Annotated in this window: 23 protein-coding genes; 9 read left to right on the top strand and 14 right to left on the bottom strand. The window is 72.2% G+C overall.

All coding sequences use genetic code 11. From position 1 onward, the window contains the following. Positions 1-139 precede the first annotated feature (139 nt). Positions 140-514 (bottom strand): hypothetical protein, encoded by a 375-nt coding sequence (locus KDL01_RS25400; protein WP_212531113.1) that lies wholly within the window; start codon positions 512-514, stop codon positions 140-142. Between the two features lie 206 nt (positions 515-720). On the opposite strand from KDL01_RS25400, the gene KDL01_RS25395 reads away from it, so the two are divergent. After that, entirely contained in the window at positions 721-1,791 is a 1,071-nt protein-coding gene (locus KDL01_RS25395; protein ID WP_212531112.1) for a GNAT family N-acetyltransferase, read from the top strand. Here KDL01_RS25395 and KDL01_RS25390 read toward each other — a convergent pair. Genes KDL01_RS25390 through KDL01_RS25380 form a run of 3 tightly spaced genes read right to left on the bottom strand, consistent with a single transcriptional unit; the run spans position 1,788 to position 4,147 of the window. Further along, positions 1,788-2,585 (bottom strand): hypothetical protein, encoded by a 798-nt coding sequence (locus KDL01_RS25390; RefSeq protein ID WP_212531111.1) that lies wholly within the window; start codon positions 2,583-2,585, stop codon positions 1,788-1,790. The genes KDL01_RS25395 and KDL01_RS25390 overlap by 4 nt on opposite strands. A gap of 18 nt (positions 2,586-2,603) precedes the next feature. Continuing rightward, positions 2,604-3,230, bottom strand: a complete 627-nt coding sequence (locus KDL01_RS25385) for a YceI family protein (protein ID WP_212531110.1) — start codon at positions 3,228-3,230, stop codon at positions 2,604-2,606. Positions 3,231-3,286: 56 nt separating this feature from the next. Continuing rightward, entirely contained in the window at positions 3,287-4,147 is an 861-nt protein-coding gene (locus KDL01_RS25380; RefSeq protein ID WP_212531109.1) for a DUF2071 domain-containing protein, read from the bottom strand. Positions 4,148-4,246: 99 nt separating this feature from the next. On the opposite strand from KDL01_RS25380, the gene KDL01_RS25375 reads away from it, so the two are divergent. Then, positions 4,247-4,861: a DUF1349 domain-containing protein gene (locus KDL01_RS25375; RefSeq protein WP_212531108.1), complete on the top strand. Its 615-nt coding sequence runs from the start codon at positions 4,247-4,249 to the stop codon at positions 4,859-4,861. A 61-nt stretch (positions 4,862-4,922) separates the two neighbouring features. Here KDL01_RS25375 and KDL01_RS25370 read toward each other — a convergent pair whose 3' ends face one another. From KDL01_RS25370 to KDL01_RS25360, 3 genes are all read right to left on the bottom strand, one after another. Next, complete coding sequence (locus tag KDL01_RS25370; protein WP_212531107.1) at positions 4,923-5,285, bottom strand: DUF488 domain-containing protein; 363 nt, start codon at positions 5,283-5,285, stop codon at positions 4,923-4,925. Positions 5,286-5,379: 94 nt separating this feature from the next. Then, a complete protein-coding gene (locus tag KDL01_RS25365; protein ID WP_212531106.1) occupies positions 5,380-6,261 on the bottom strand; it encodes an MOSC domain-containing protein in 882 nt (293 codons plus the stop codon). Beyond that, positions 6,258-6,764, bottom strand: coding sequence for a GbsR/MarR family transcriptional regulator (locus tag KDL01_RS25360; protein ID WP_212531105.1), 507 nt, complete (start codon positions 6,762-6,764; stop codon positions 6,258-6,260). The genes KDL01_RS25365 and KDL01_RS25360 overlap by 4 nt, the downstream gene beginning before the upstream one ends. A gap of 65 nt (positions 6,765-6,829) precedes the next feature. On the opposite strand from KDL01_RS25360, the gene KDL01_RS25355 reads away from it, so the two are divergent. The 3 genes from KDL01_RS25355 (at position 6,830) to KDL01_RS25345 (ending at position 10,553) form a co-directional block, all read left to right on the top strand. Beyond that, positions 6,830-7,780, top strand: coding sequence for an ABC transporter ATP-binding protein (locus KDL01_RS25355; protein WP_212531104.1), 951 nt, complete (start codon positions 6,830-6,832; stop codon positions 7,778-7,780). Then, positions 7,777-9,390 (top strand): ABC transporter permease, encoded by a 1,614-nt coding sequence (locus KDL01_RS25350; RefSeq protein ID WP_212531103.1) that lies wholly within the window; start codon positions 7,777-7,779, stop codon positions 9,388-9,390. The genes KDL01_RS25355 and KDL01_RS25350 overlap by 4 nt, the downstream gene beginning before the upstream one ends. A 638-nt stretch (positions 9,391-10,028) precedes the next feature. Beyond that, complete coding sequence (locus tag KDL01_RS25345; RefSeq protein WP_212531102.1) at positions 10,029-10,553, top strand: DUF4265 domain-containing protein; 525 nt, start codon at positions 10,029-10,031, stop codon at positions 10,551-10,553. A gap of 13 nt (positions 10,554-10,566) precedes the next feature. Here the strand turns inward: KDL01_RS25345 and KDL01_RS25340 are convergent, their stop codons facing one another. The 6 genes from KDL01_RS25340 to KDL01_RS25315 form a co-directional block, all read right to left on the bottom strand. Continuing rightward, a complete protein-coding gene (locus tag KDL01_RS25340; RefSeq protein WP_212531101.1) occupies positions 10,567-11,619 on the bottom strand; it encodes a magnesium transporter CorA family protein in 1,053 nt (350 codons plus the stop codon). A 28-nt stretch (positions 11,620-11,647) separates the two neighbouring features. Further along, positions 11,648-12,433 (bottom strand): DeoR/GlpR family DNA-binding transcription regulator, encoded by a 786-nt coding sequence (locus tag KDL01_RS25335; RefSeq protein WP_212531100.1) that lies wholly within the window; start codon positions 12,431-12,433, stop codon positions 11,648-11,650. Positions 12,434-12,495: 62 nt separating this feature from the next. Further along, positions 12,496-13,680: an ABC transporter permease gene (locus KDL01_RS25330; protein ID WP_212531099.1), complete on the bottom strand. Its 1,185-nt coding sequence runs from the start codon at positions 13,678-13,680 to the stop codon at positions 12,496-12,498. Further along, the gene (locus KDL01_RS25325; protein WP_212531116.1) at positions 13,677-14,360 is read right to left on the bottom strand and encodes an ABC transporter ATP-binding protein; all 684 of its coding nucleotides are present in this window, start codon (positions 14,358-14,360) and stop codon (positions 13,677-13,679) included. The genes KDL01_RS25330 and KDL01_RS25325 overlap by 4 nt, the downstream gene beginning before the upstream one ends. 65 nt (positions 14,361-14,425) lie before the next feature. Next, entirely contained in the window at positions 14,426-15,817 is a 1,392-nt protein-coding gene (locus KDL01_RS25320) for an efflux RND transporter periplasmic adaptor subunit (RefSeq protein WP_212531098.1), read from the bottom strand. A gap of 65 nt (positions 15,818-15,882) precedes the next feature. Beyond that, positions 15,883-16,134, bottom strand: coding sequence for a hypothetical protein (locus KDL01_RS25315; RefSeq protein WP_212531097.1), 252 nt, complete (start codon positions 16,132-16,134; stop codon positions 15,883-15,885). A gap of 184 nt (positions 16,135-16,318) precedes the next feature. Between KDL01_RS25315 and KDL01_RS25310 the strand changes: the two genes are divergently transcribed. Further along, positions 16,319-16,543, top strand: coding sequence for a hypothetical protein (locus KDL01_RS25310; protein ID WP_212531096.1), 225 nt, complete (start codon positions 16,319-16,321; stop codon positions 16,541-16,543). Here KDL01_RS25310 and KDL01_RS25305 read toward each other — a convergent pair. After that, positions 16,518-17,993, bottom strand: coding sequence for a cellulose binding domain-containing protein (locus tag KDL01_RS25305; protein ID WP_212531095.1), 1,476 nt, complete (start codon positions 17,991-17,993; stop codon positions 16,518-16,520). The two genes, KDL01_RS25310 and KDL01_RS25305, sit on opposite strands and share 26 nt — an antisense overlap. Before the next feature lie 216 nt (positions 17,994-18,209). On the opposite strand from KDL01_RS25305, the gene KDL01_RS25300 reads away from it, so the two are divergent. The 3 genes from KDL01_RS25300 to KDL01_RS25290 are packed head-to-tail and all read left to right on the top strand — an operon-like array spanning position 18,210 to position 21,392. Further along, positions 18,210-19,505, top strand: coding sequence for an extracellular solute-binding protein (locus KDL01_RS25300; protein ID WP_307846584.1), 1,296 nt, complete (start codon positions 18,210-18,212; stop codon positions 19,503-19,505). 13 nt (positions 19,506-19,518) lie between these two features. Next, positions 19,519-20,529, top strand: coding sequence for a carbohydrate ABC transporter permease (locus KDL01_RS25295; protein WP_212531094.1), 1,011 nt, complete (start codon positions 19,519-19,521; stop codon positions 20,527-20,529). Then, on the top strand, positions 20,523-21,392 hold the full coding sequence (locus tag KDL01_RS25290) for a carbohydrate ABC transporter permease (protein WP_438801986.1): 870 nt from the start codon (positions 20,523-20,525) through the stop codon (positions 21,390-21,392). The genes KDL01_RS25295 and KDL01_RS25290 overlap by 7 nt, the downstream gene beginning before the upstream one ends. Positions 21,393-21,403 lie beyond the last annotated feature (11 nt).

Genomic DNA, 21,403 nt, shown 5'->3' with positions numbered 1-21,403 from the left:
ACCCCTTCCCGTCCCACGTTGGCTGGGAGCATACGCGCACGCAGCGCCGCTGTCCCACCGTCGCCCTGGCGCGCTGTGGCGAATGACACGTCGTGGTGCGCGGGGGGCGGATGCGCGCGGATTTTCGGTGGCGCGGGAGTCAGGGATGCGCGGGGTAGCTCGCCCGCGCCCTTGGGCGAAGCGAAGCCCGCGGCGAGGCGGAGGCCGGCAGCGTCGCGGGCGTCGGCGAGTACGTCGCGGCCGCCGTCGGGCGCTGATTCGTACCCGCGTTCGGTTTCTGAGCGCTCGTCAGCGCCGCGGTCGTGGGGTGGAGCGTCGGCAGGCCGGCCAGCGCCGGGCGGCGGTCGGTGGTGCCCGGGATGTCGCCGAGCTGGGGGGAGGCGGCGGCGAGCCCGGCGGTCAGGGCCACGCCGGCGGCCACCGCCACGCAGCCGGTCACGCCCCAGATCGCGAGCCGGTGTTCACGGTATCCGCCGGTGGGCAGGTGACGCCTCCGGCGTACTCGTCTCGGCATGCGGGGCAGTCTGGCACGGCTTCGCGCGGTCGGCGAAGCAATCCGCGGAATCTTACGAAACCTTGGCCAAGCCGGGACTCAACCCCGCAATGCCCCTGGGCGAGCCGTTCCGGTGCGTGGCGCCGCCCGGGGCCTCGGGTCGCGCCACATCAGAGATCGGAACACCTCCTCTACACTGCGGCGAGTCCCACCGAGAGAGAGCGGCGATGCACATCAACGCGGTGCACATCACAGAAGTCACGTTCGAGGATGCCGCCGCCGGCCCGGTGAACGCGGATCAGCGGGATTTCTACCGGCTCACCTTGGCGGGGACGGCCGAGAACGCCGAGCGCAACGCGGAGACGAGTTTCGAGGACTTCGCCCGGCGGGCCGGCGAGACCGGTCCCGACCTGCCCGCGCGGCGCCTCCTGCTGGCCCGCACGCCGGACGGCGAGGCGGCCGCGACCGCGAGCCTGATCCTGCCGCGGCGGGAGAACACGCACATGGTGGGCGTCGGCGTGTACGTGGTCCCGGGCCGGCGCCGCCGCGGGATCGCCAGGGCCCTGATGGTGGAGTGTCTGGCCGGGGTCCGGGGCACCGGGCGCGAGATCGTGTGGGTCGGCGCGGTCGGCTCCGGTTCGCCGGGCGAGGCGGTGGCCGCGGCCCTGGGCCTGCGCCCGGTCTACTCCTACGTCCGGCAGGTGCTCGAGATCGAGGGCGCCGATCCCGCGGCGTGGCGGGCCGAGCCGCCGGCCGGATTCCGGCTGGAACTGTGGACCGACGCCGCGCCCGAAGCCCTCGTGGAGTCCTACGCCCGGGCCCGCAGCGCGATCGGCGGGGCACCGTTGCAGCGCAGCGTCTTGCGCTACCCGGAGTGGACCGTCGAGCGGGTCCGCGCGCACGAGGAGCGCTGGCGGCGGCTCGGCGAGCGGCACGCGGTGATGGCGGCGGTGCACGAGGAGAGCGGCGAGGTGGCCGCCATCACGGAACTGAGCTACCCGTCCGCCGACGCCAAGCGCATCGAGCAGCAGTACACGACGGTGCTGCCGGCGTTCCGCCGCCGCGGCCTCGCGGTCTGGATCAAGGGCGCGATGATGCTCTGGCTGGTCGAGCGGCACCCGCGGGCGCGCCTGGTGGCCACGGGCACCGCCGCGGACAACGCCGGCATGATCGCCGTCAACGCGCGCATCGGCTACCGCACCATCGGCGCCTGGACCAACTACGAGGCCGAACTCGCCCAGGTCGAGGCCCGGCTCGGGGCCAGCCCGGGATCGTCGCGGAGTCCGGACGGTCTCTAGATCGACCAGGCCGCGGTGCGGTGCGCGGCCGCGACGATGCGGTCGCGCTCCGGGAGGCTCAGCTCGCCGACGCAGTCGCGCAGCTCCTGGTCGATCCGCTCGCCGCGCACCACGATGACGTCCGGGTGGCCCTCGTGCGACTCGACCGCGGCGGCGTCCACGAAGGCCAGCACCGGGATCACCCGCGGGGGCGCCTCCAGCGTCACGCCGAGGCGGCGGCCGGCGGAGGCGGCCTCGTGCCGGGCGTTGCGCAGGTACTGCTTGATCGCGTTGTCCACCCACACCGCCTGCGCGCCGATCCGCACCCGCGCCCCGGCGTGGCGCAGGGTGCTGACGGTGAACACGCCGGGCGGGCCGATCACCAGGTACGCCGCCTCGGCGTCCTCGTGCGGGTGCGCCGCGCGCAGCACGTCCCAGCCGTCCCGCCCGAGCCGGGCCAGGCGCCGGCCGACCACGCGTTCGGCCTTCCGGCCGCGCGGGCGGGCCACCCGGGCCAGCACCCGGGGCCTGGGCCGGGCGTAGCTGCCGGAGAAGGTCTCGAAGCTCTCGGTGCGGGCCAGCACCTCGGCCGGGGGCGCGGGGTACTGCGGCATCAGGTGGGCCAGGCCCTCGGGCACCGAGCCGGACAGGAACGGGCGCAGGGCGAGCACGACCTCGTAGGAGCGCTCGGCGTCCTTGAGCGAGAGCTTCCCGGTGCGGCAGTCGTAGTAGCCCAGCTGCGTGCGGGTCTCGGTGTCCTTGACGTACAGTCGGTGCTGGCCGTGGCGCTGCCAGCGTTCGATCAGCAGGGCCATGGGGCCGCGTGCGACACGTCAGTCTTCCTTCGGGTCCTGGAGGCTCGCCTCGATGTCCAGGATGATCTGCACCTTGTTGCCCAGCACCGCGCCGCCGCCGGGCACCGGGCCGTTGTAGCTCACGCCGAAGTCGGTGCGGTCGATCTCCACCGTGGCGCTGAAGCCGGACTTGGTCCCGCCCTGCGGCCCGGGGCCGAACGCCGGGGACTCCAGCGCGAGGGCGACCGGCTTGGTCACGCCGCGGATGGTCAGCTCGCCGTCCAGGATCAGTTCCCCGTCCTCGGCCCGGATCCCGGTGGAGGCGAAGGTGATCGAGGGGTGGTTGGCCGCGTCGAAGAAGTCGGCGGAGCGGATGTGGTCGTCCCGCATGGAGTTGCCGGTGTCGATGGAGGAGGCGTCGATCACCGCGGACACGTGCGAGGCCAGCGGGTCCTCGGCGGTGGTGAACTCGGCGGTGTACGCGGTGAAGCGGCCGCGCACCTTGCTCACCATCATGTGTCTGATGGTGAAGCCGACGTGCGAGTGGATGGTGTCGACGGTCCAGGTGCCGGCGAGGTAGCCGGGGATCTCGGCGGCGGTGAGGGTCATGCGGAACTCCTCGATCGCGGGGGAGGACGGCGTGGTGCGCAGCGCCGGTGGGCCCATCCTCATCCCGGCCCGGCGCGGTTGTCCAGCGCTTCGTCGCAGAACCCTCAGATCTTTCAGATCGGATGCACGGCCGGACGTGCGGGCCGGTGCGCCCTGCGCGCGGGACGGGCCTCGCGCAGCGCCTCGAGGTCGCGCACCAGCAGTGCGCTGTCCGGCTCGGCCGTGCCCGGCGGGAAGCGCTCCGGGTCCTCGAAGTAGCTGGAGGAGACCTCGATGAGCGCGGCCGGGCGCACCGAGAACGCCCGGATCTCCCGGCGCGGCTGTTCGCCGCGTTCGCTGCCGGACTCCTCCGGACCGCCCGGATTGCCCGAGCCGCTCTGACCGCCCGCGTCCGGGCCGTCCCACGCCGCGTCGGGCAGGGCCGCGTAGCCGTCCGGCGCCTCGCGCAGGAACCGGGCCGCCTCGTCGAGGTCTGCGAACAGCGCGCTGCCGCGCAGCCGGTCCGCGGCCTGCGCCTCGATCCGCGCGTGGGTGGTCTCGTCCGCGCTGCGGAAGCCGATGCGCACCCGGTCCGGCCACTCCTGCACCTCGAACCTGGCCAGGTGGTGCTCCCCGGGCAGGAACAGTCCGGCCGTGAGCGTGGTCAGCCGCGAGTCGGTGTCCCGGCGCGGGATGTAGACCCCTGATTCCTGGCCGTCCGGCCCGTCCCAGACCGTGGCGATCCGGTGCACCGCGATCTCGCTGCGCAGGCCGAAGCGTCCGGCCAGGTCGGCCAGGCTGGGCAGGGCGGTCCCGGTCCCGCCGGTCCGGCGCATCCCGGCCAGCCGGATCAGGCAGATCCCGCCGACGGCGTGGCCGCGGCGCAGCAGCGGACGCGTCCCGGCGGGCAGGATCCGGGCGGCGGCCTCGGGATCCAGCCGGAAGTTGACCAGAAGCCTGCGTTCGATCAGGCTAGCGATCGCTGAGCGACTCACCGGATCCCTCCCCCCCGGCGCAGGTGAGTTTGAACGTGTTCAATTCTAACCGGCAATCGCGGTGCGGCACAGGGGGTCTGCCCGCGCAGGAGAGGCAGTATGAGCGCGTCGATCAATCATCCGGCCCTACCCTTCGCCCTCACCGCGTTCGGGGACCTGCCGGTCAAGCACGCGGTGGACAAAGTCGGCACCCTGACCCTGACCGGCGCGGCCACCTCCGACCTGTTCATCGACCCGAACGGCAGCGGCGGCGACTACGCCGCGGGCATGCTGCTCGGCCTGCCCCCGGAGGGCGACTTCACCCTCTCCGCGCGCGTGGCGGTGCCCTTCGCGTCCATGTTCGACGCCGCGGTGTTCGTCGTGTACGTGGCCAGAGACCGGTTCGCCAAGCTCTGCTTCGAGTACAGCCCGCAGCTGCGGCCGACCATCGTCAGCGTGGTCACCAAGGAAGTCTCGGACGACGCCAACGCGTTCTCGGTCGAGGGCTCCTCGGCGAGCCTGCGGGTCTCCCGGATCGGCCCGGCCTGGGCCTTCCACGCCTCCACCGACGACAAGCACTGGTCCATGGTGCGCTACTTCTCCCTCGGCGAGAGCGAGGAGCCGGCGCGCGTGGGCATGGTGGGGCAGTCGCCCACCGGCGAGGGCATCAGCGTGACGTTCACTGAACTCACTTACACGGCGCGCACTCTGACCGACGTGCGCGACGGCACCTGAGCGGTGCGACCCCCGGTGCTCGGGCCGAATCGGGACCTGCGGCGCGGCCCGAGCGCCGGTTTCAGCTCTGTTCGAGCTCTGCGAGCAGGACCGCGAGGTAGCTGTGCTGCGCGTCGGCGGTGCCGGTCAGCAGCGTGACGGTCGAGGTCGCGGCGCGCTCGCGCAGGGCCGCGAGCCGCTCCTGCTGCTCCTCGCCGCTCAGCTCGGCCCGGTAGCGCTCGGCGAATTCGGCGGCACGGTTCTCCCGGTCGGCGTGGAACCACCGGCGCAGCTCGGTCGAGGGTGCCAGGGCCTTGTCCCACTCGTCGAGCCGCGCGTCCTGCTTCTTCATGCCGCGCGGCCAGAGCCGGTCGGTCAGGATGCGGACGCCGTCCTGCTTCGACGGCTCCTCGTAGACGCGCTTGAGTCGGAATCGGCCGGCCACCGCAGGACCTCCCGAGGGTCGTAGAGCCGTGTTCTGGTCACCTGTGGTATCCACTTTACGACATACGGTGCCTGTCGGTGGCTCCGGTTCCGGGTCAGGCCAGGAGCCTGACCGGGTCGCCGACCTCGATCGGGCCGGGTTCGAGTACGTGGGCGTAGACGCCGGCGCAGGGCTCGGGGGACCAGTCGGCCAGCGGCGGGATCCGGTGATGGCGGGCGAGCGTGCGCAGCACCTCGGCGTTGCGCGGCAGCGGGCCGTGCTCCAGCGTCGGCACGGCGCAGCGCGGCGTGCTGCAGATCACCCGCAGGCGCAGGCTCGAGCCGATCCGCAGTTCGCGCTCGTGCCATCCGACCTCGAGGAAGCCGGTCTCGGGCGTGTCGAGGACGAGGTTGGGCCGGAAGCGCCGCACGTCCGTGTCGGGGACGTCGCTGAGTTCGGCGATGCGGCGCAGGGTGCCGGTGGTGATCAGGTGCAGCGGCGCGAAGTCGAAGAAGTTGCCGGGCGGGGCGGCCCCGCCGATGTGCGAGAGGGTGGATTCCACCTCGGCCTCGATCCCGTCGAGCAGGACCTGGTCCGGCACGGACCGGTCGAGCACGGCGTCCGGCGGGGCAGTGTCGGCCAGGTGTACCGCACGGCCCGTATACGCCGAGAGCGCCTCGTCCACCGCCGCGTCCGTGCTCCACAGCGGCTTGGCTCCGGGCACGTCGATGCGCACGGCGTCCTCGCCCTCGTCCAGCGCGGCCGAGCAGGTCAGCAGGGAGCGCCACAGCCGCGGCGCCTTCGCGCTCGCGATCTTTCCGGTCTCCTGGTCGATCAGGGCCAGGCGGCGGTCTCCGGCGAGTCCGGACTCGGACACGTCCGTGTGCCCGACCTGCTCGCCCAGCATCGACTTCACCGGGTAGCGCCACAGCTGCGCCACCGCACCGATCGTGCCCGCGGCGGCCGTCCCCGCGCCGATCGACTCCGAGACGGTCATCCGCGACCCCTCTCCGTCTCCCACTGCTCGAGCAGCCGGCCCACCTCGCGGTCGAGAAAGCGGAAGAAGTCGCGCATCTCGGTCATCCGCCGTGCCCCGGCGCCCTGCGCCCCCGCGGCCTGCGCACCCTGATCCGACAGGTCCGCGAGGCGTTGGTAGAGCCCTCCCTTGATAATCGCAGAAGCGTACCAGGAGTTCTCCGGCACCTCGTAGGCGTCGCTGCGCGAGCCCGCCACCGGCGTGCGCCTGACCAGGCCGAGCTGCTGCAGGTAGCGCACCGCGCCGGAGATCGCCGCGGCGCTGACCTCGAGCCGCTCGGCCAGCTCGGTCGCGGTCAGCCGTTCCTCGTCCGCGGCCATCAGCACCATCAGGACCCGCGCGGCCATCCGCGGGAAGCCCCAGTCGGCCAGGAACATCGCCATGTTCTCGACGAACAGGCGCACCCGGGGCTCGTCACGGGCTGCGTCGCCGGTCCGGTCGGACGGAAGGTGCTGCGCTGTCATGGCCTCTAGGATAAAGATCTTCAACAGCTTTCACAACTTTGTGAAATGTGTGTAGGCTCCGCCGTATGGAGAACATCATCGAGGTGGCCGGGCTGCGCAAGAGCTTCGGCCGCGCGGTCGCGCTCGACGGCCTCGACCTCGTCGTGCGCCCGGGCGAGGTGCACGGGTTCCTCGGCCCCAACGGCGCGGGCAAGTCCACCACCCTGCGGGTGCTGCTCGGACTGCTGCGCGCGGACGGCGGCCGGGCCGTACTGCTCGGCGGCGACCCCTGGCGCGACGCGGTCGCCCTGCACCGGCGCCTGGCCTACGTCCCCGGCGATGTCACGCTCTGGCCGAACCTCTCCGGCGGCGAGACCATCGACCTGCTCGGCCGGCTGCGCGGGGGCCTTGACCCCGCCCGCCGCGACGCGCTGCTGGCCCGGTTCGAGCTGGACCCGAGGAAGAAGGGCCGGGCCTACTCCAAGGGGAACCGGCAGAAGGTCGCGCTGATCGCCGCCCTGGCCTCCGACGCCGAGCTGCTGCTGCTGGACGAACCCACCTCGGGCCTCGACCCGCTGATGGAAGAGGTCTTCCGCCGGTGCGTGGACGAGGAACGCGACCGGGGTCGCAGCGTCCTGCTCTCCAGCCACATCCTGGCCGAGGTGGAAGAGCTCTGCGACCGGGTGACCATCATCCGCCGCGGCCGCACCGCGGAGAGCGGCACCCTCGCCGAACTGCGCCACCTCACCCGCACCTCGGTCGAGGCCGAACTCGCCGCGGCGCCCACCGGCCTCGAGGCGCTCCCGGGCCTGCACGGCCTCGAGACCCACCCCGCCGGCGAGGGCACGCACCTGCGCTGCGAGGTGGACACCGACCGGCTCGACCGGCTGATCCGCGCGCTCTCCGCCGCCGGGATCAGGTCCCTGACGAGCCGCCCGCCGACGCTGGAGGAGCTGTTCCTGCGCCACTACCAGGACGCGGAGCCCGCGACGGCCGCCGCCCCCGCCGCGGCGAGCATGCCGGAGGCGGCGCGATGAGCACCGCCGAGGCCATGGCCGGGGTGCCCGAACTCGGCAAGCTGATCACCCGCCGGGAACGGATCCGACTGCCGATCTGGTGCTACGCGCTGCTCGCCTCCGTCGTCGGCACCGCCTACTCCTTCCGCCAGCTGTATCCGACTCCTGAGTCACGTGCCCGGTTCGCCGCGACCGTGGGCAGGGACCCGGCGCTGGCCGTGCTCTACGGCAAGCCCTTCGACCTCACCACGCTCGGCGGGCTCACCGCGTGGCGCATGGGCGTGTTCGGCTCGCTGCTGCTCGCGGTCATGAGCATCGTCACCGTGGTCCGGCACACCCGCGCCGAGGAGGAGGCCGGGCGCTTCGAACTCGTCGGCGCGGGCGCGGTCGGCCGCCGCGCGCCCCTGATCGCGGTGCTGCGGATCGTGCTCGGCACGCAGCTCGCCCTCGGCGTGCTCATCGGCGCGCTGCTCACGGCGCTCGGCATGGGCGCCTCGGGCGCGTTCCTGTTCGGGCTCTCGCTGGCGGCGTGCGGCTGGTTCTTCGCGGGCGTGACCGCGATCACCGTGCAGCTGACCGACTTCGGCCGCTCGGCCGGCGGACTCGCCTTCACCGTGCTCGGCGCCGCCTACCTGCTGCGCGCGTTCGGCGCCGGGTCCGGCGCGAACGGCCCGACCTGGCTGAGCTGGCTGAGCCCGATCGGCTGGACCGAGCAGGCGCAGGCCTTCGCGGGCGACCGCTGGTGGGTGCCGCTGCTCGACGTCCTGGGCACCGCCCTGCTCGTCGCCGGAGCCTTCCGGCTCGCCCGGTCCCGCGACCTCGGCGGCGGGATCTTCCCGGCCCGGCCGGGTCCGGCCCGCGGCGCCGCCTCGCTGCGGTCGGCCGGCGCGCTCGGCCGGCGCCTGCACCGCGGCAACCTGATCGGCTGGGGTATCGGCCTGCTGGTGTTCAGCGCCGTGCTCGGGGCCATCGCGGACAGCATCGCCGAGCTCGTCGGCACGAGTCAGCAGGCGAACGAGATCATCCAGCGGATGGGCGGCCAGGGCGGCATCGTCGACGCGTATCTGGCCTCGTGCATGAACATCCTCGGCCTCGTCGTGGCCTTCTACGCGATCCAGAGCACGGTACGGCTACGCACCGAGGAGACCGGCGGACGCGTCGAGCCGCTGCTGGCCACCGGGACCGGTCGGCTGCGCTGGGCCGCCGGCCACCTCGTCTTCCCGATCGCCGGCTCCGGGCTGCTGCTGGCGCTGGGCGGCCTGGCCGCGGGCCTGGCGCACGGCGGACGTTCCGGCGCGCTCGGCAGGCAGCTCGGCGAACTGGTCTTGGCCGGGCTCATCCAGCTGCCCGCGATCTGGGTACTGGTAGGGCTCACGGTCGCGGTGTACGGGTTCCTGCCCCGAGCGACGGCTGCCGCGGGCTGGAGTTTCGTCGGTCTGTGCATCCTGCTCCAGGAGCTCGGCCCGCTCCTTCGGCTGAGCCACTGGATCACCGACGTCTCACCCTTCGCGACCGTCCCGCGCGCCCCCGGCGTCGCCATCCCCGCCGAACCCGTCCTGGTCATGGCCGCCGTCGGCGCGGTCCTGACCGTCCTCGGCCTGATCGGCCTGCGCCGCAGGGACATCGGCTAGCACCCGCCAGAACCGCCACCGCTGACCGCGGTGCTCCCGGTGGTCGAGGTGGACCACCAACGCGAAGATCACCAGGCTCACCCACGGGAACTTCTCCACGGCCTTGAGCGGGCCGTCGTGGTTCCAGCGGTAGGCGAACTCCACCACGGCGGCCACCATCGCGGCGATCACCAGCGCGGGCAGGGCTCGCAGCAGCCGCCCGGCCCAGCGCCGCCGGGTCGGGCGTTCGAGCCGGGTGACCCAGCGCCGCCGGGTCGGGCGCTCGGGCCGGGTGACCCAGGTCACGAACGCGAACAGGCCGACGGCGATCGCCATGATGCCGGCGTAGACGCCGAGCGGTACGACCAGCAGGTAGCGCCACGCACCGAGCGAATCGCGCGTGTACGTGTCGATCGCCCACGCGCCGACCCCGATCGCGAGCGGCGCCAGCAGCATCGAGAACCCGGGCCTTACCTCGTCCGTGTTCGAACCCTGTGTCGGGCCGTCGAGGGGCTGCTGATCCGAGCCCTGCGACACCCGCCACGGCAGTGTTTCCGGCGCCTCGTGTGCGTCCGTCCCCATGTCTGGGATCGTACTCGGACCCGGCGCTTGGAGCGATCGGGTGTCGCGGCCGGGTCGCGGCGGCCTACGATCTCGGCATGACGGACACCGCGGACCCGATCGGCGGGATCCACATCGTGCACGTGGACCCGGTGGAGCGTAAGGACTCGAACTACATCGCGCAGATCGACCTCGCGCCCTTCGGCCTCGACGGCCAGTTCGAGCAGGTCTGGCTGCACGACCTCGCGGACGGTACCTACGCGCTCGCCTGCATCCCGTTCATGGCCTACGGGCTCGCGCTCGGCGACGTGGTGCGCCTGGCCGCGGACGGGCGGGTGGACGAGCTGGTCCGCCGGTGCGGGCACCGGGTCCTGCGGGTACTGCTGATCGAGGACGAGGACGCGACCCGCTGGGCCGGCACCGTGGACGCGGCGAAGTTCTGCATCGTCAGCGCCGGGCTGCTCAGCGAGTGGCACGGGCCGCGGTTCATCGCGGTCGACGTCCCGCCGGGCGCGCAGGCGGGCGTCGTGTTCGACACCATGGGCCGGATCGTGCAGGACGGCCTCGGCCACTGGGAGTGGGCCGACGCGCTCCCGTTCACGCCGCACCCGTCCGCCGTGTGAGCCGGCCGGCGCCTCAGAGCCAGTCGCGCCGCTTGAACGACCAGTACAGCAGCGCGGAGAGTATCAGGATCAGCCCGGTGGAGGTCCAGAACCCGCCGGTGGTGCTGAATCCCGGGTAGGGCACGTTCTGGCCGTAGAAGCCGGTGACGGCGGTGGGCACCGCGATGATCGCGGCCCAGCTGGTCACCTTCTTCATGATTAGGTTCATCCGGTTGCTCTGGATGGTCAGCTGGGTCTCCCGGACCGTGCCGAGCAGGTCCCTGAGATTGTCGGTCCAGTCCGCGGCCCGCAGCACGTGGTCGTAGAGGTCCTGGTAGTACGGCATCAGGTCGGGGACCTGCCCGGTCCAGTCCCGCCGCATCAGCGCATTGACGACCTCGCGCATGGGCGAGATCACGTGCCGGGCGGTGAGTATGCCGCGGCGCAGTTCGAAGGTGCGACGCAGCGCGGCCGCGGACTCCCGCCCGCCCGCCGTGTCGAAAATGGCGTCGCTCAGCTCCTCGATGGTGTCGTCGAGGGTCTGCAGGGCGTCGAAGTAGCCGTCCACGATGTTGTCGAGCAGGCCGTAGACCAGGAACGGCACGCCGAACTTGGCCAGGTCGGCCAGGTCGTCCCAGTGCCTCGTCAACGCGTCCGGGTCGACCGCGCCGGCCTGGTGCACGGTGACCAGCGCCTTGGGTGTGATGAAGCCGAGCACCATGGCCGAGTCGAGCTCGGCGCCGTCCACCGGCCGGACCCGGTAGGCGCTGAGCACCAGGTGTCCCTCGTACCGGTCCAGCTTGGGCCGCTGGCGCAGGTGGGTGGCGTCCTCGATGGCCAGGGAGTGCAGGCCGAGTTCCTCGCGCAGGGTGTCGAGTTCCTCCGGTGTCGGGTCGGGCAGGTCGAACCAGACCGCGGAGTCCTCGGCCTCGCACCACTCCGAGATCATCTCCAACGGGAAGTCCTCGGCCACCAGCCGGCCGCCCTGGTACGCCCGGCTGCGCCGCCGTATGGCCTTGCCGACCGCGGCCTGCCCGGCCGCCGCCGCGGCCTGCTCGCCCTGCTCCACCTCTGCGCTGTCCGACATGAGACCCGACCCTACCGCCGCGGACGGATCAGGCCGTCACGACCCGCACCCCGGCCGCGCTGAAGCGGGCCAGCACCTCGGCGTCCGCGTCCTCGTCCGTCACCAGCGTGTGCACCTGCTCGATCGGCCGGATCCGGGCGAAGGCCCGCTTGGCCAGCTTCGTCGCGTCGGCCAGCACGATCACGCTGCGTGCCCGCTCGGCCATCAATTGGTTGATGACGGCCTCGCCCTCGTGGTGCGCGGTGGCCCCCCACTCCGGGTCCAGCGCGTCCACCCCGAGCAGGGCCACGTCCAGCTGCAGCCGGTCCAGGATGCCGGTGGCCAGCGGGCCGGTCAGCTCGTAGGAGCTGGCCCGGGCGACCCCGCCGGTCACCACGGTCTTGATGTGCGGGCGCAGGGTCAGCTCGTAGGCGATGTTCAGCGCGTTGGTCACCACCGTGAGCCCCGACCCGTCGCCGGCGCCGCCGAGGTCCGCGCGGGCGCCCAGGGCCCTGGCCGCCTCGGTCGTGGTGGTCCCGCCGTTGATCCCGACCACCCCGCCAGCCGGCACCAGCGCCGCCGCGGCCTGCCCGATCCGCTGCTTGGCCTCGCTCTGGCGCCCGGACTTGAACCGCAGCGGCAGGTCGTAGGAGGTGCTGTTGGCCACCGCGCCGCCGTGGGTGCGGGTGAGCAGCTGCTGCTCGGCCAGGTACTCCAGGTCGCGCCGGATCGTGGCCTCGGACGCGCCCAGGCGCGCCGCGGCCGTGTCCACGTCCAGTTTTCCGTCCCGGGCCAGCAGTTCCAGGATCGCGTCGAGCCGTTCGTACCGCTTCATCGCCCTCGTCCTTCTCCGCCGGGAACCGCGATCATTATCGCGGTTCGGCGCGCGATCGGCGGTCAATCGGTGCGCAGGGCGGTGACCGGGTCGAGCCGTCCGGCCCGGCGTGCGGGCATCACCCCGAAGACCACCCCGACCACGACCGAGACCCCGAACGCCAGCGCGGGCGACCACCAGGCGATCTGGGTCGGCAGCGGACTGAGCGCGCCGACCGCCGCCGAGGTGCCCAGACCCAGCGCGATCCCGATCACCCCGCCCACGGCTGTGAGCGTGACCGCCTCCACCAGGAACTGCAGCACCACGTCGCGCTGCCGGGCGCCGAGGGCCTTGCGCAGACCGATCTCCCTGGTCCGCTCGCGCACCCCGACCAGCATGATGTTCGACACCCCGACCCCGCCGACCAGCAGCGAGATCCCGGCGATGGCCGCGAGCACGAGGGTCAGCAGGGACAGGATCCGGCCGATGGTGCCGAGGATCTGGGACTGCGTCACGGCGGAGAACTGCACGCCCGGGTACTCCGACTCCAGACCCGACACGATCCGGTCCGAGATCGGCCCGATCGAGCCCGGGTCGGGCGCCTTGACCTCGATGCTCTGCACGGTGCCGACGTTGAACAGCACCTGGGCCTCGGTGATCGGGATGTCCACGTCGTCGTCCTGGGTCACCCCGAACGCCGAACCCTGCTGCGCGGCCACGCCCACCACCCGGAAGGAGACCCCGTCGATGGTCGCGGTGCGCCCGACCGGGTCCTCGTCCGGGAACAGCGTCGCGGCCACGTTCGCGCCGAGCACCACCACCCGCGCCGAGGTGGTCACGTCGGCCGAGGTCAGGTAGCTGCCCTCGGTCACCGGCCGGTTGAACACGACGTCGAAGTTCTGGGTGACCCCCTGCACCGTGGCGAAGTAAGAGTTCTGCCCCGCGGTGATCTGCTCGCCCGAGTCCACCACCGCGGTCACGTCCGCGTCGCCGCCGGCCACCTGCGCGGCCAGCCGCAGATCGGCCAGGCGCAGCGGGGAGAGCGAGGGCGTGGTGCCGAACTGGAACTTGCCCGGCACGATGAACACGATGTTCGAGCCGAGGCCCTCGACCTCGTGCTCCACCTCGGCCTTGGCCCCGCCGCCGATGGCCACGAGCACCACTACCGCGGCCACGCCGATCACCACCCCGACCATCGTCAGCAGGCTGCGCAGCCGGTTCGTCCGCAGCGCCTCGGCCGCCAGCCGCAGCGCCTCCCAGGGCTTCACCGGCTCACCGCGGAGCCCGCGGAGCCCGCGATGTCCGGGCCGTCCGCGCCGTCCGCGACGATCAGCCCGTCGCGCATCCGGATCAGCCGCGGCGGCCGGGCGGCCACCTCGGCGTCGTGCGTGACGATCACCACGGCCACGCCCCGCTCCCGATTCAGCCGTTCCAGCGTGGCCAGCACCTCCCGGCCGTTGGCGGTGTCGAGGTTGCCGGTCGGCTCGTCCGCGAGCACCAGCCGCGGCCGGCCCACCAGCGCCCGCGCGATGGCGACGCGCTGCTGTTCGCCGCCGGAGAGCTGGGTCGGACGGTGCGTCAGCCGGTGCGCGAGCCCGACCGCCTCGAGCGCCTCCTGCGCCCGGGCGCGGCGCTCGGCCCGGCCGACGCCGCGATAGACCAGCGGCAGCGCCACGTTGTCGCGCGCGGTGGTGCGCGCGAGCAGCTGGAAGGACTGGAAGACGAACCCGATCTCGCTGCCGCGCACCCGGGCGAGCCCGGCGTCGTCGAGCTTCGCGGTGTCGCGCCCGCCGACGAGCAGCCGGCCCGAACTGGGCCGGTCCAGCGCGCCGAGCAGGTGCATCAGCGTGGACTTGCCGGACCCGGACGGCCCGGTGATCGCGACGTACTCGCCCTCGCGGATACCGAGCGAGACCCCGCGCAGCGCCCGCACCTCGGCTCCGTCCATCCGGTAGACCCGGTGCACGTCCACGGCCTCGATCGCGTACGTCGTCGGATCCTGCCGCGTCTCGGTCACCCGAGGTGCTCCCCGTCGCTGACCTTGTCCGCGCCCGAGACCACGATCACATCGCCCGCCGCGAGCCCGGAGTCGACCTGGACGACGGTGTCGCCCTGCGCGCCGAGGGTGATCCGGCGCAGATGTGCCGCGCCGTCCGTCACCAGCCACACGCTGGTGGTCTGCCCGTTGATCACGAGCGCGGAGGACGGGACGCTGAGCGCGTGTTGCGCCGTCAGGACGTGGAGATCGGCGATGGCGCTCATCCCGGGCAGCGGCGTCGGAGCGGCGGAGCCGTCGGCGTACGTGCCGCGGCCCAGGCTGAGGCGAACCGTGTAGGTGACCGAGCCCTGCGCCGAGGTGGTCGAGGTCGGATCCACCGAGGTCACCGTGCCCTGATACGTCGCGCCGGGCACCGCGTTGAGCTGGATCGTCGCGGCCACGCCCGGGTGCACGGTGAGCACGTCGGTCTCGTCCACCTGCGCCGCGACGGACAGCGACGAGTCGTCGGTGACGGTGAACACGGACCCGCCGGACGCGATCGGCGTGCCGACCGAGACCGGCTCCCCGGTGCCCGAGGAGCCGGCGCCGGAGCCCGACCCCAGGGCTCCGAGTGAGGAGGCCGAGCCGGACAGTCCGGACGAGCCGCTGCTGGAGACCGTCGCGAGCAGGGCGCTGATGGTGGAGGCGTCCGCGCTGGAGGCCGAGGCCTGGCCGTCGCCGAGGGTGACCGTGCCGGGCACCGGCGCCACGATCGTCAGGGCATTGACGGTGGACTGGGCGGCGTCCACGGCCGCCTGATCCTCGGTGCGGGTGGACTGGCCGAGCGCGTCGAGCACCGACGAGGCCGAGCCGAGGCCCTGCTGGAACGCGGAGACCGCCGCGTCGACGGAGTCCATGGCCGAGGCGTAGGAGCTGCGCGCGGCCTTGATCTCGGCCAGCAGCGCGGCTCGCAGGATCGCGTCCGGCACGCGCTGGGCCTCTTTCTCGGCCTGCTCGAACGCGGTGTTCGCCGAGTCCTGATCCTGCCGGGCCTCGGCGGAGAACCCGGCCGCGGTGTCCGTCGTGCCCGAGCCGGCCGACGGCGCCTGGGCGAGCGCCTTGCGTGCCTCGGCGAGCTGTTTGCGCGCGGCGGGGGAGCTGATCACGCCGAGCACCTGCCCGGCCTTGACCCGCTGGCCGTCGTGCACGTCCAGGGCGGCGAGGCTGCCCGAGGCCGGGGCGCTCAGCGTCACCTGCGACTTGGCCAGGATGTTCGCAGAGGCCTGCGCCACCTGCGCCACCGTGGCGTAGCCGACCTTGGCCGTGACGATGCCGCTCGCCCCGCCGCCGGAACAGGCGCTCAGCGCCGCCGCGCACAGCGTGCCGAGGGCGATCGCGACCCGGGTCCGGCGTATCCGCTCCTCCACGCGCTATAGCGTAAGACAGCTGCGATGTCCGGGGCGGGTCGGGGTCGCGACCTCGGGTCGGCGCCCTATTTGTTGTGCGAGGAGATCACCAGCGCGGCCCAGATGTAGAAGGGCACGGCCAGCACGCACAGCGCGATCACCAGGCGCCGCACTGCGCGGCTGTGCGCCTCGGCGAGCTCGGTGTCCCGGGCGGCCTGCTCGGCGGCGGTGAGCGCGGCCGGGTCCGCCGGCCTGGTCGCGGCCTTCTGCTTCGCGCTGGCGCCGCCCTGCCCGGGGGCCTGGGCCGGCTTGCGCGGACGCGATCGTGATGACGCCATGTACGCCTCCGGAACCACCCGGTACGCCGCCAGAATCGGTGTGATGATACGCCCGGTCCGGTAAACCGGCCACCACTCGAATTCCGCAGCGATCCTGCGCCGGGCGAGTGATCGCGGCCCGCCGCGCGCCTCACGCAATGCCGGGAGCCGTGTTCTCGGCCGGCGCCCTTCTATCGTGGCCGCCGTGTCACCGCTCGTCCCGCTCGCCCTCGCCACCCGCTACGTCGCGCACGCCGTGGCCGCGACCGGGTGCGCGCTGCTCGGCGCCGGGATGGTGCTGCTCGGGGTCTTCCTGCTCACGCTCGTGTGGGGTCGGCACGAGGACGTGCGCGACGCCCCGCCGAGCCCGAGGCCCGACGGGGCGCCGGTGCGCCGTGTCCTGCTCAGGATGAGGGGACGGAGTCGGTGAAGCTGGTCCCGCCCTTCTGGTACGCGGACACGTTCGCCTTGACCTGAGCGGTGCTCAGGGCCTGTCCGCCCGCGTAGTACACCCAGCCGACCTGCTCGTTCCAGGTGCGCGGGGTGGAGCTCGAAGCGAGGTAGCCGCTGATGAACCACTCGTTGAAGTCGATCGTCATGTCCTCGCGCGGGTAGTACTTCCCGGTGCTGGTGAACACCTGCGTGCCGTCGATGGAGTAGGTGACGGTGCCGCCGAGCACGGTCTCGACCAGGGTGTGCCAGCCCTGCAGGCTGCCCTCGGTGTCGGTGGTGACGCGGTCGAGCGCGTCGGCGCTGTACCAGCTGGTGGTGTACATCGACAGCGCCGGACCGCCCCAGCCGCCGTTGGGCAGGTACTCGAAGTCGTCCTCGCTGTAGAGGCTGTTGTCCGGGCTGATCGAGTAGAAGGTCTCGTTGACGTCGTCGCCGTTCGGACCGGTGGTCGGGGTGTCGTTGAAGTACACCTCGGCCGCGTAGGTGCCCTCGAAGAACTTCTGGTCGGTGGTGTCGAGCTCGGACTGGACGGTGTTCGCCGAGGTGCCGTCGGTACTCGCGGCCAGGTTCATCACGTGCGTGCCGCCGGCCGCGGTGGAGGCCGGGAAGGTGACCGCGTTCGCCGACCAGGTCGCCCCGGACACGCCCGGACCGCCCGCCGCCGTGCGCACGGTCCAGTCGTGCGCCGTCAGGTTGGGGTCGCTCGCGCCGGTGTAGTCGAAGTCGTCGAACATGACCCCGCTCGAGGACGAGGTGGCGGTGCCGGTCGGGCCGGCGGACGCCGACGCCGAAGCGCTCGCGGAGGCGGATGCGCTCGCGGAGGCGGACGCCGAGGCCGACGGGTTGGGTGTCGTGCCGTTGGGCTGCACGCCCCACACCAGGGTGCCGTTCTCGTACGCGGTCACCGTACTCGAGGGCGTATACGCGGTGTCGGCGCCGTTGAACGAGTAGTCGTCGGCCTGGTTCACGTTCGCCCAGTCCGCGCGCCACATGCGTAACTGCATGTCGCCGCTGTTGGCCCCGGCGGCGAGCGAGCCGGCCGAGGCGCTGAAGCTGATCTGCAGGTAGTGGTCCGCGGTGGCGGTGGGCGTGGCCAGCGTGTGCACCGTGCCGGTGAGGTTCGCGCAGGCCACCACCGCCCAGGCGCAGCCGAAGTCGTAGGTCTCGTTCGTCGGGTCGGAGAAGTAGTAGTCGATCGTGATCGAGCTGTACGGGACGGCCGAGGCGGTGTTGTTCACGACCTCGAACCAGGGGTCGACCTCGTAGTTCACGGTGGGCGTGCTGGTCTTGTACAGCACGGTCAGCGGTGCCGTGGCCGCCTGGGCGGACCAGACGGTGGGGATCAGCACGCCCGCGGTGAGCGCGAGCGCCGCCCCGACCGGCAGCAGCGCGCGCCGGCGGGTGAGTCGGGCGGAGTGCGGTTCCATGCGAAGTCCTCTGCGGGTGAGAGCGACAAGAAACTGACCATCGGTAAGTTTCTGGAACGGTTGCCGCAGAGCATGCGGCCATCGGCGAACCCTGTCAAGCCCCGCTACGGGCGGTTTTTCGCGGCGTATCAGAACTCTTGACGTTACCAATGGTCATGTGTCATCGTCTGCGACCAACGACAAGCGCTCTGCCCAAGCCCCTCATGGAGGTTCGCAGTGGCTCCACGTTCCCTCGTCCTCGGCGCCGCCCTCGCGGCGCTCGCCCTCGCCGCGGCCGGCTGTTCCGGATCCTCCGCGCCGGCCGGTCCGGTCGCGGCCAAGACAAGCAGCACCCTGACGGTCTGGTACATGGACGGCGACCTGAGCAGCCCGGACCAGGCGGCCATCGGCGCCGCCTTCACCCAGGCCACCGGCGCCAAGGTCGACGTCCAGATCCAGGAATGGGCGAATATCAATACCAAGCTGGCCACCGCGCTGGCCCAGAACGATCCGCCGGACGTGGTGGAGATCGGCAACACCGACGTCCCGCTGTTCGCCGCCACCGGCGCCCTGGCCGACCTGACCGCTCAGCAGAGCACGCTCGAGCAGGGCCAGAGCTGGCTGCAGGGCCTGTCCGGGCCGGCCACCGTCTCCGGACACCTCTACGCCGCGCCGCTGTTCGCCGGGAACCGGGCGGTGATCTACAACAAGAAGATCTGGGCCGCGGCCGGGGTCGGCACCGTGCCCACCAGCTACGCCGAACTGACCGCCGACCTCGACAAGATCAAGGCGGCCAACCCCTCGCCCACCTTCAGCGCGTTCTACTTCCCCGGCGAGTACTGGTACGGCGCGCTCCAGTTCGTCTGGGACGCCGGCGGCCAGCTGGCCGCCGAGAGCGGGAGCACCTGGTCCGGCGCGCTCGACTCGGCCGCCGCGCAGCAGGGCCTTGGCACCTGGAAGCAGTTCCAGAACACGTACTCGACCGCGGCCTCGCGCAACGTGGACACCAAGAGCCCGGACCAGGCCGCCCTGTTCGCCCAGGGCAAGGCCGCGACCATCCTGGACAGCAGCGTGAACACGGTGCTCAAGGACAACCCCTCGCTCAAGGACGAGATCGGGGTCTTCCCCTTCCCCGGCCAGACCGCGGGTACCAATCAGCCGGTCTTCCTCGGCGGCTCCGACCTCGCCGTCGCCGCCAAGAGCGCCAACTACCAGCTGGCCGTGCAGTACCTCAAGGCCGCCACCAGCGTCGCGGTGCAGAAGGCGGACATCGTCGGGATCGACGGCTGGACCCCGATCTCCACCCAGCTGATCACCCAGACCGCCGGATCCCTGAGTCCCGCCTCGCAGGCCTTCGCCGCGGCCGCCGCCCGCAGCGTGGCCACCCCGGCCACCCCGGGCTGGGCGACGATCGAGTCCGACGCGAGCATCAACCAGTTCTTCGCCTCGATCGCCACCGGCAGCGCGAGCCCGGCGCAGGCGGCGCAGAGCTTCGACAGCCACCTCGACCAGGCGCTCAACGCCACCCCGTGACGAGGTGACCGACATGACCGACCTCGTGCCGGGCCGGAACGCGGCCCCCGCCGCGGACCCGGCCGAGGCCCGCCGCGCGAACGCCGCCCCGAGCCCCGGGGCGGCGCCCCGCCCCGGGCGCCCGGGCCGTCGCCGCCGCGACCGCGCCACTCCCTTCGTCCTGCTCGCACCGGCCGCGCTCGTCCTGGCGCTGGTGCTCGGCTACCCCCTCGTCCGGCTGGTCCTGATCTCCTTCCAGGACTACGGATTGCGGGCCATGTTCACCGGGGCCACCCCCTGGATCGGATTCGCCAACTACACCAAGGTCTTCACCGGCGGCGAGTTCGGCGCCGTGCTCGAACGCACCGTCCTGTTCTGCGCCGCCCTGGTCGCCGGCACGCTGCTGATCGGCATGCTGGTCGCGCTGATGCTCGGCGCGCTCGGCTCCAAGATGCGCGCGGCCGTCACCTTCTGCCTGATCTGCGCCTGGGCCGTGCCCAACGTCGCGGCCACGCTGGTGTGGCAGTGGCTGTTCCAACCCGGATACGGCGTCGTCAACTGGCTGCTGACCCAGCTGGGCGTGTTCGGCAACCTCAGCGAGCACGACTGGTTCACCGGCGGGCTCTCCTCCTTCGCCGTCATCTGGCTGCTCGTGGTCTGGCAGTCGGTGCCCTTCGTCGCGCTCACCCTGCGCGCCGGGCTCTCCCAGATCCCGCGCTCCTACTACGAGACCGCGGCCCTGTCCGGGGCCGGCGGCTGGCTCTCGTTCCGCATCGTCACCCTGCAGTTCCTGCGCCCCATCCTGCTGCTGGTCACGATCCTGTCCGTGACCTGGGACTTCAACGTGTTCAACCAGATCTGGATCCTGACCCAGGGCGGCCCGAACGCCGCCACCACCACGCTCGGGATCTGGTCCTTCACCCAGGCGTTCAGCGCCCAGGCCTACGGCCAGGGCGCCGCCATCGCGGTGGTCACCGTGCTCTTGCTCGCGGTGCTCACCTCCTACTACGTGCGCCGGCTGGTGCGGGCGGGAGAACAGTGGTGACCACCGTGCACGCGGGGCCGCGTCCGCGCAGGCGCCGACGCGGCCGAGGCCGGCGCGCGGCCCTGAACACGGCCGCCGTCGCGTTCTGCGCCGCGTGGATCTTCCCGGTCTACTGGATGATCAACACGGCGTTCAAGCCCTACGGCGACATCCTCCAGTCCACCCCCGGATTCCTGCCGATCCCGATCAGCCTCGGCAACTTCACCGACGCGATCGGCAAGCCGATGTTCGGCGACTACCTGCGCAACAGCCTGATCGTCACCGGCGCGGCCGTGGTGGCCAGCTCGATCCTGGCCCTGCTCGCGGCGGTCGCGCTCACCCGCTTCCGCTTCCTCGGCCGCCGCGCCTTCCTGGTCACCATCCTGGTGGTGACGATGATCCCGCAGCCGGCCCTGGTGATCCCGCTGTTCCTGAGCCTCAAGAGCGCGAACCTCCTCAATACCCTGCTGGGCCTGAGCCTGACCTACGTCGCCTTCGTGCTGCCCTTCACCATCTGGACGCTGCGCGGCTTCCTGCACGGCGTCCCGGTCGAGCTCGAGGAGGCCGCGATGGTCGACGGCGCCGGACGCCTGACCGTCATGCGCCGGATCATGCTGCCGCTGGTCGCCCCCGGCCTGATCGCCAGCAGCGTGTTCGCCTTCATCACCGCCTGGAACGACTACGTCTACGCCTATGTCGAGATGAAGGATCAGGACCATTACACGCTCCCGGTCTGGCTGGTGTCCTTCAGCACCAGCACCGGCACCGACTACGGCGGCCTGATCGCGGCCTCCAGCCTGTTCGCGCTGCCGGTGGTCGTGTTCTTCCTGGTCATCCAGCGCCGCCTGGTCGAGGGCATGACCTCCGGCGCCGTCAAGGACTGAGCGCCCCGTCC

This window comes from Actinospica durhamensis (assembly GCF_018139695.1).
In the GTDB taxonomy this organism is placed as follows: domain Bacteria; phylum Actinomycetota; class Actinomycetes; order Streptomycetales; family Catenulisporaceae; genus Actinospica; species Actinospica durhamensis.
Note: the sequence above shows the minus strand (reverse complement) of the source record. Positions and strands in the feature narration are given on the sequence as shown.

Excerpts from the sequence above, each read along its gene's own strand:
- KDL01_RS25400 (WP_212531113.1), bottom strand. The coding sequence starts at position 514 with ATGCCGAGACGAGTACGCCGGAGGCGTCACCTGCCCACCGGCGGATAC.
- KDL01_RS25395 (WP_212531112.1), top strand. The coding sequence starts at position 721 with ATGCACATCAACGCGGTGCACATCACAGAAGTCACGTTCGAGGATGCC.
- KDL01_RS25390 (WP_212531111.1), bottom strand. The coding sequence starts at position 2,585 with ATGGCCCTGCTGATCGAACGCTGGCAGCGCCACGGCCAGCACCGACTG.
- KDL01_RS25385 (WP_212531110.1), bottom strand. The coding sequence starts at position 3,230 with ATGGGCCCACCGGCGCTGCGCACCACGCCGTCCTCCCCCGCGATCGAG.
- KDL01_RS25375 (WP_212531108.1), top strand. The coding sequence starts at position 4,247 with ATGAGCGCGTCGATCAATCATCCGGCCCTACCCTTCGCCCTCACCGCG.
- KDL01_RS25365 (WP_212531106.1), bottom strand. The coding sequence starts at position 6,261 with ATGACCGTCTCGGAGTCGATCGGCGCGGGGACGGCCGCCGCGGGCACG.
- KDL01_RS25360 (WP_212531105.1), bottom strand. The coding sequence starts at position 6,764 with ATGACAGCGCAGCACCTTCCGTCCGACCGGACCGGCGACGCAGCCCGT.
- KDL01_RS25355 (WP_212531104.1), top strand. The coding sequence starts at position 6,830 with ATGGAGAACATCATCGAGGTGGCCGGGCTGCGCAAGAGCTTCGGCCGC.
- KDL01_RS25350 (WP_212531103.1), top strand. The coding sequence starts at position 7,777 with ATGAGCACCGCCGAGGCCATGGCCGGGGTGCCCGAACTCGGCAAGCTG.
- KDL01_RS25345 (WP_212531102.1), top strand. The coding sequence starts at position 10,029 with ATGACGGACACCGCGGACCCGATCGGCGGGATCCACATCGTGCACGTG.
- KDL01_RS25340 (WP_212531101.1), bottom strand. The coding sequence starts at position 11,619 with ATGTCGGACAGCGCAGAGGTGGAGCAGGGCGAGCAGGCCGCGGCGGCG.
- KDL01_RS25335 (WP_212531100.1), bottom strand. The coding sequence starts at position 12,433 with ATGAAGCGGTACGAACGGCTCGACGCGATCCTGGAACTGCTGGCCCGG.
- KDL01_RS25325 (WP_212531116.1), bottom strand. The coding sequence starts at position 14,360 with ATGGACGGAGCCGAGGTGCGGGCGCTGCGCGGGGTCTCGCTCGGTATC.
- KDL01_RS25315 (WP_212531097.1), bottom strand. The coding sequence starts at position 16,134 with ATGGCGTCATCACGATCGCGTCCGCGCAAGCCGGCCCAGGCCCCCGGG.
- KDL01_RS25305 (WP_212531095.1), bottom strand. The coding sequence starts at position 17,993 with ATGGAACCGCACTCCGCCCGACTCACCCGCCGGCGCGCGCTGCTGCCG.
- KDL01_RS25295 (WP_212531094.1), top strand. The coding sequence starts at position 19,519 with ATGACCGACCTCGTGCCGGGCCGGAACGCGGCCCCCGCCGCGGACCCG.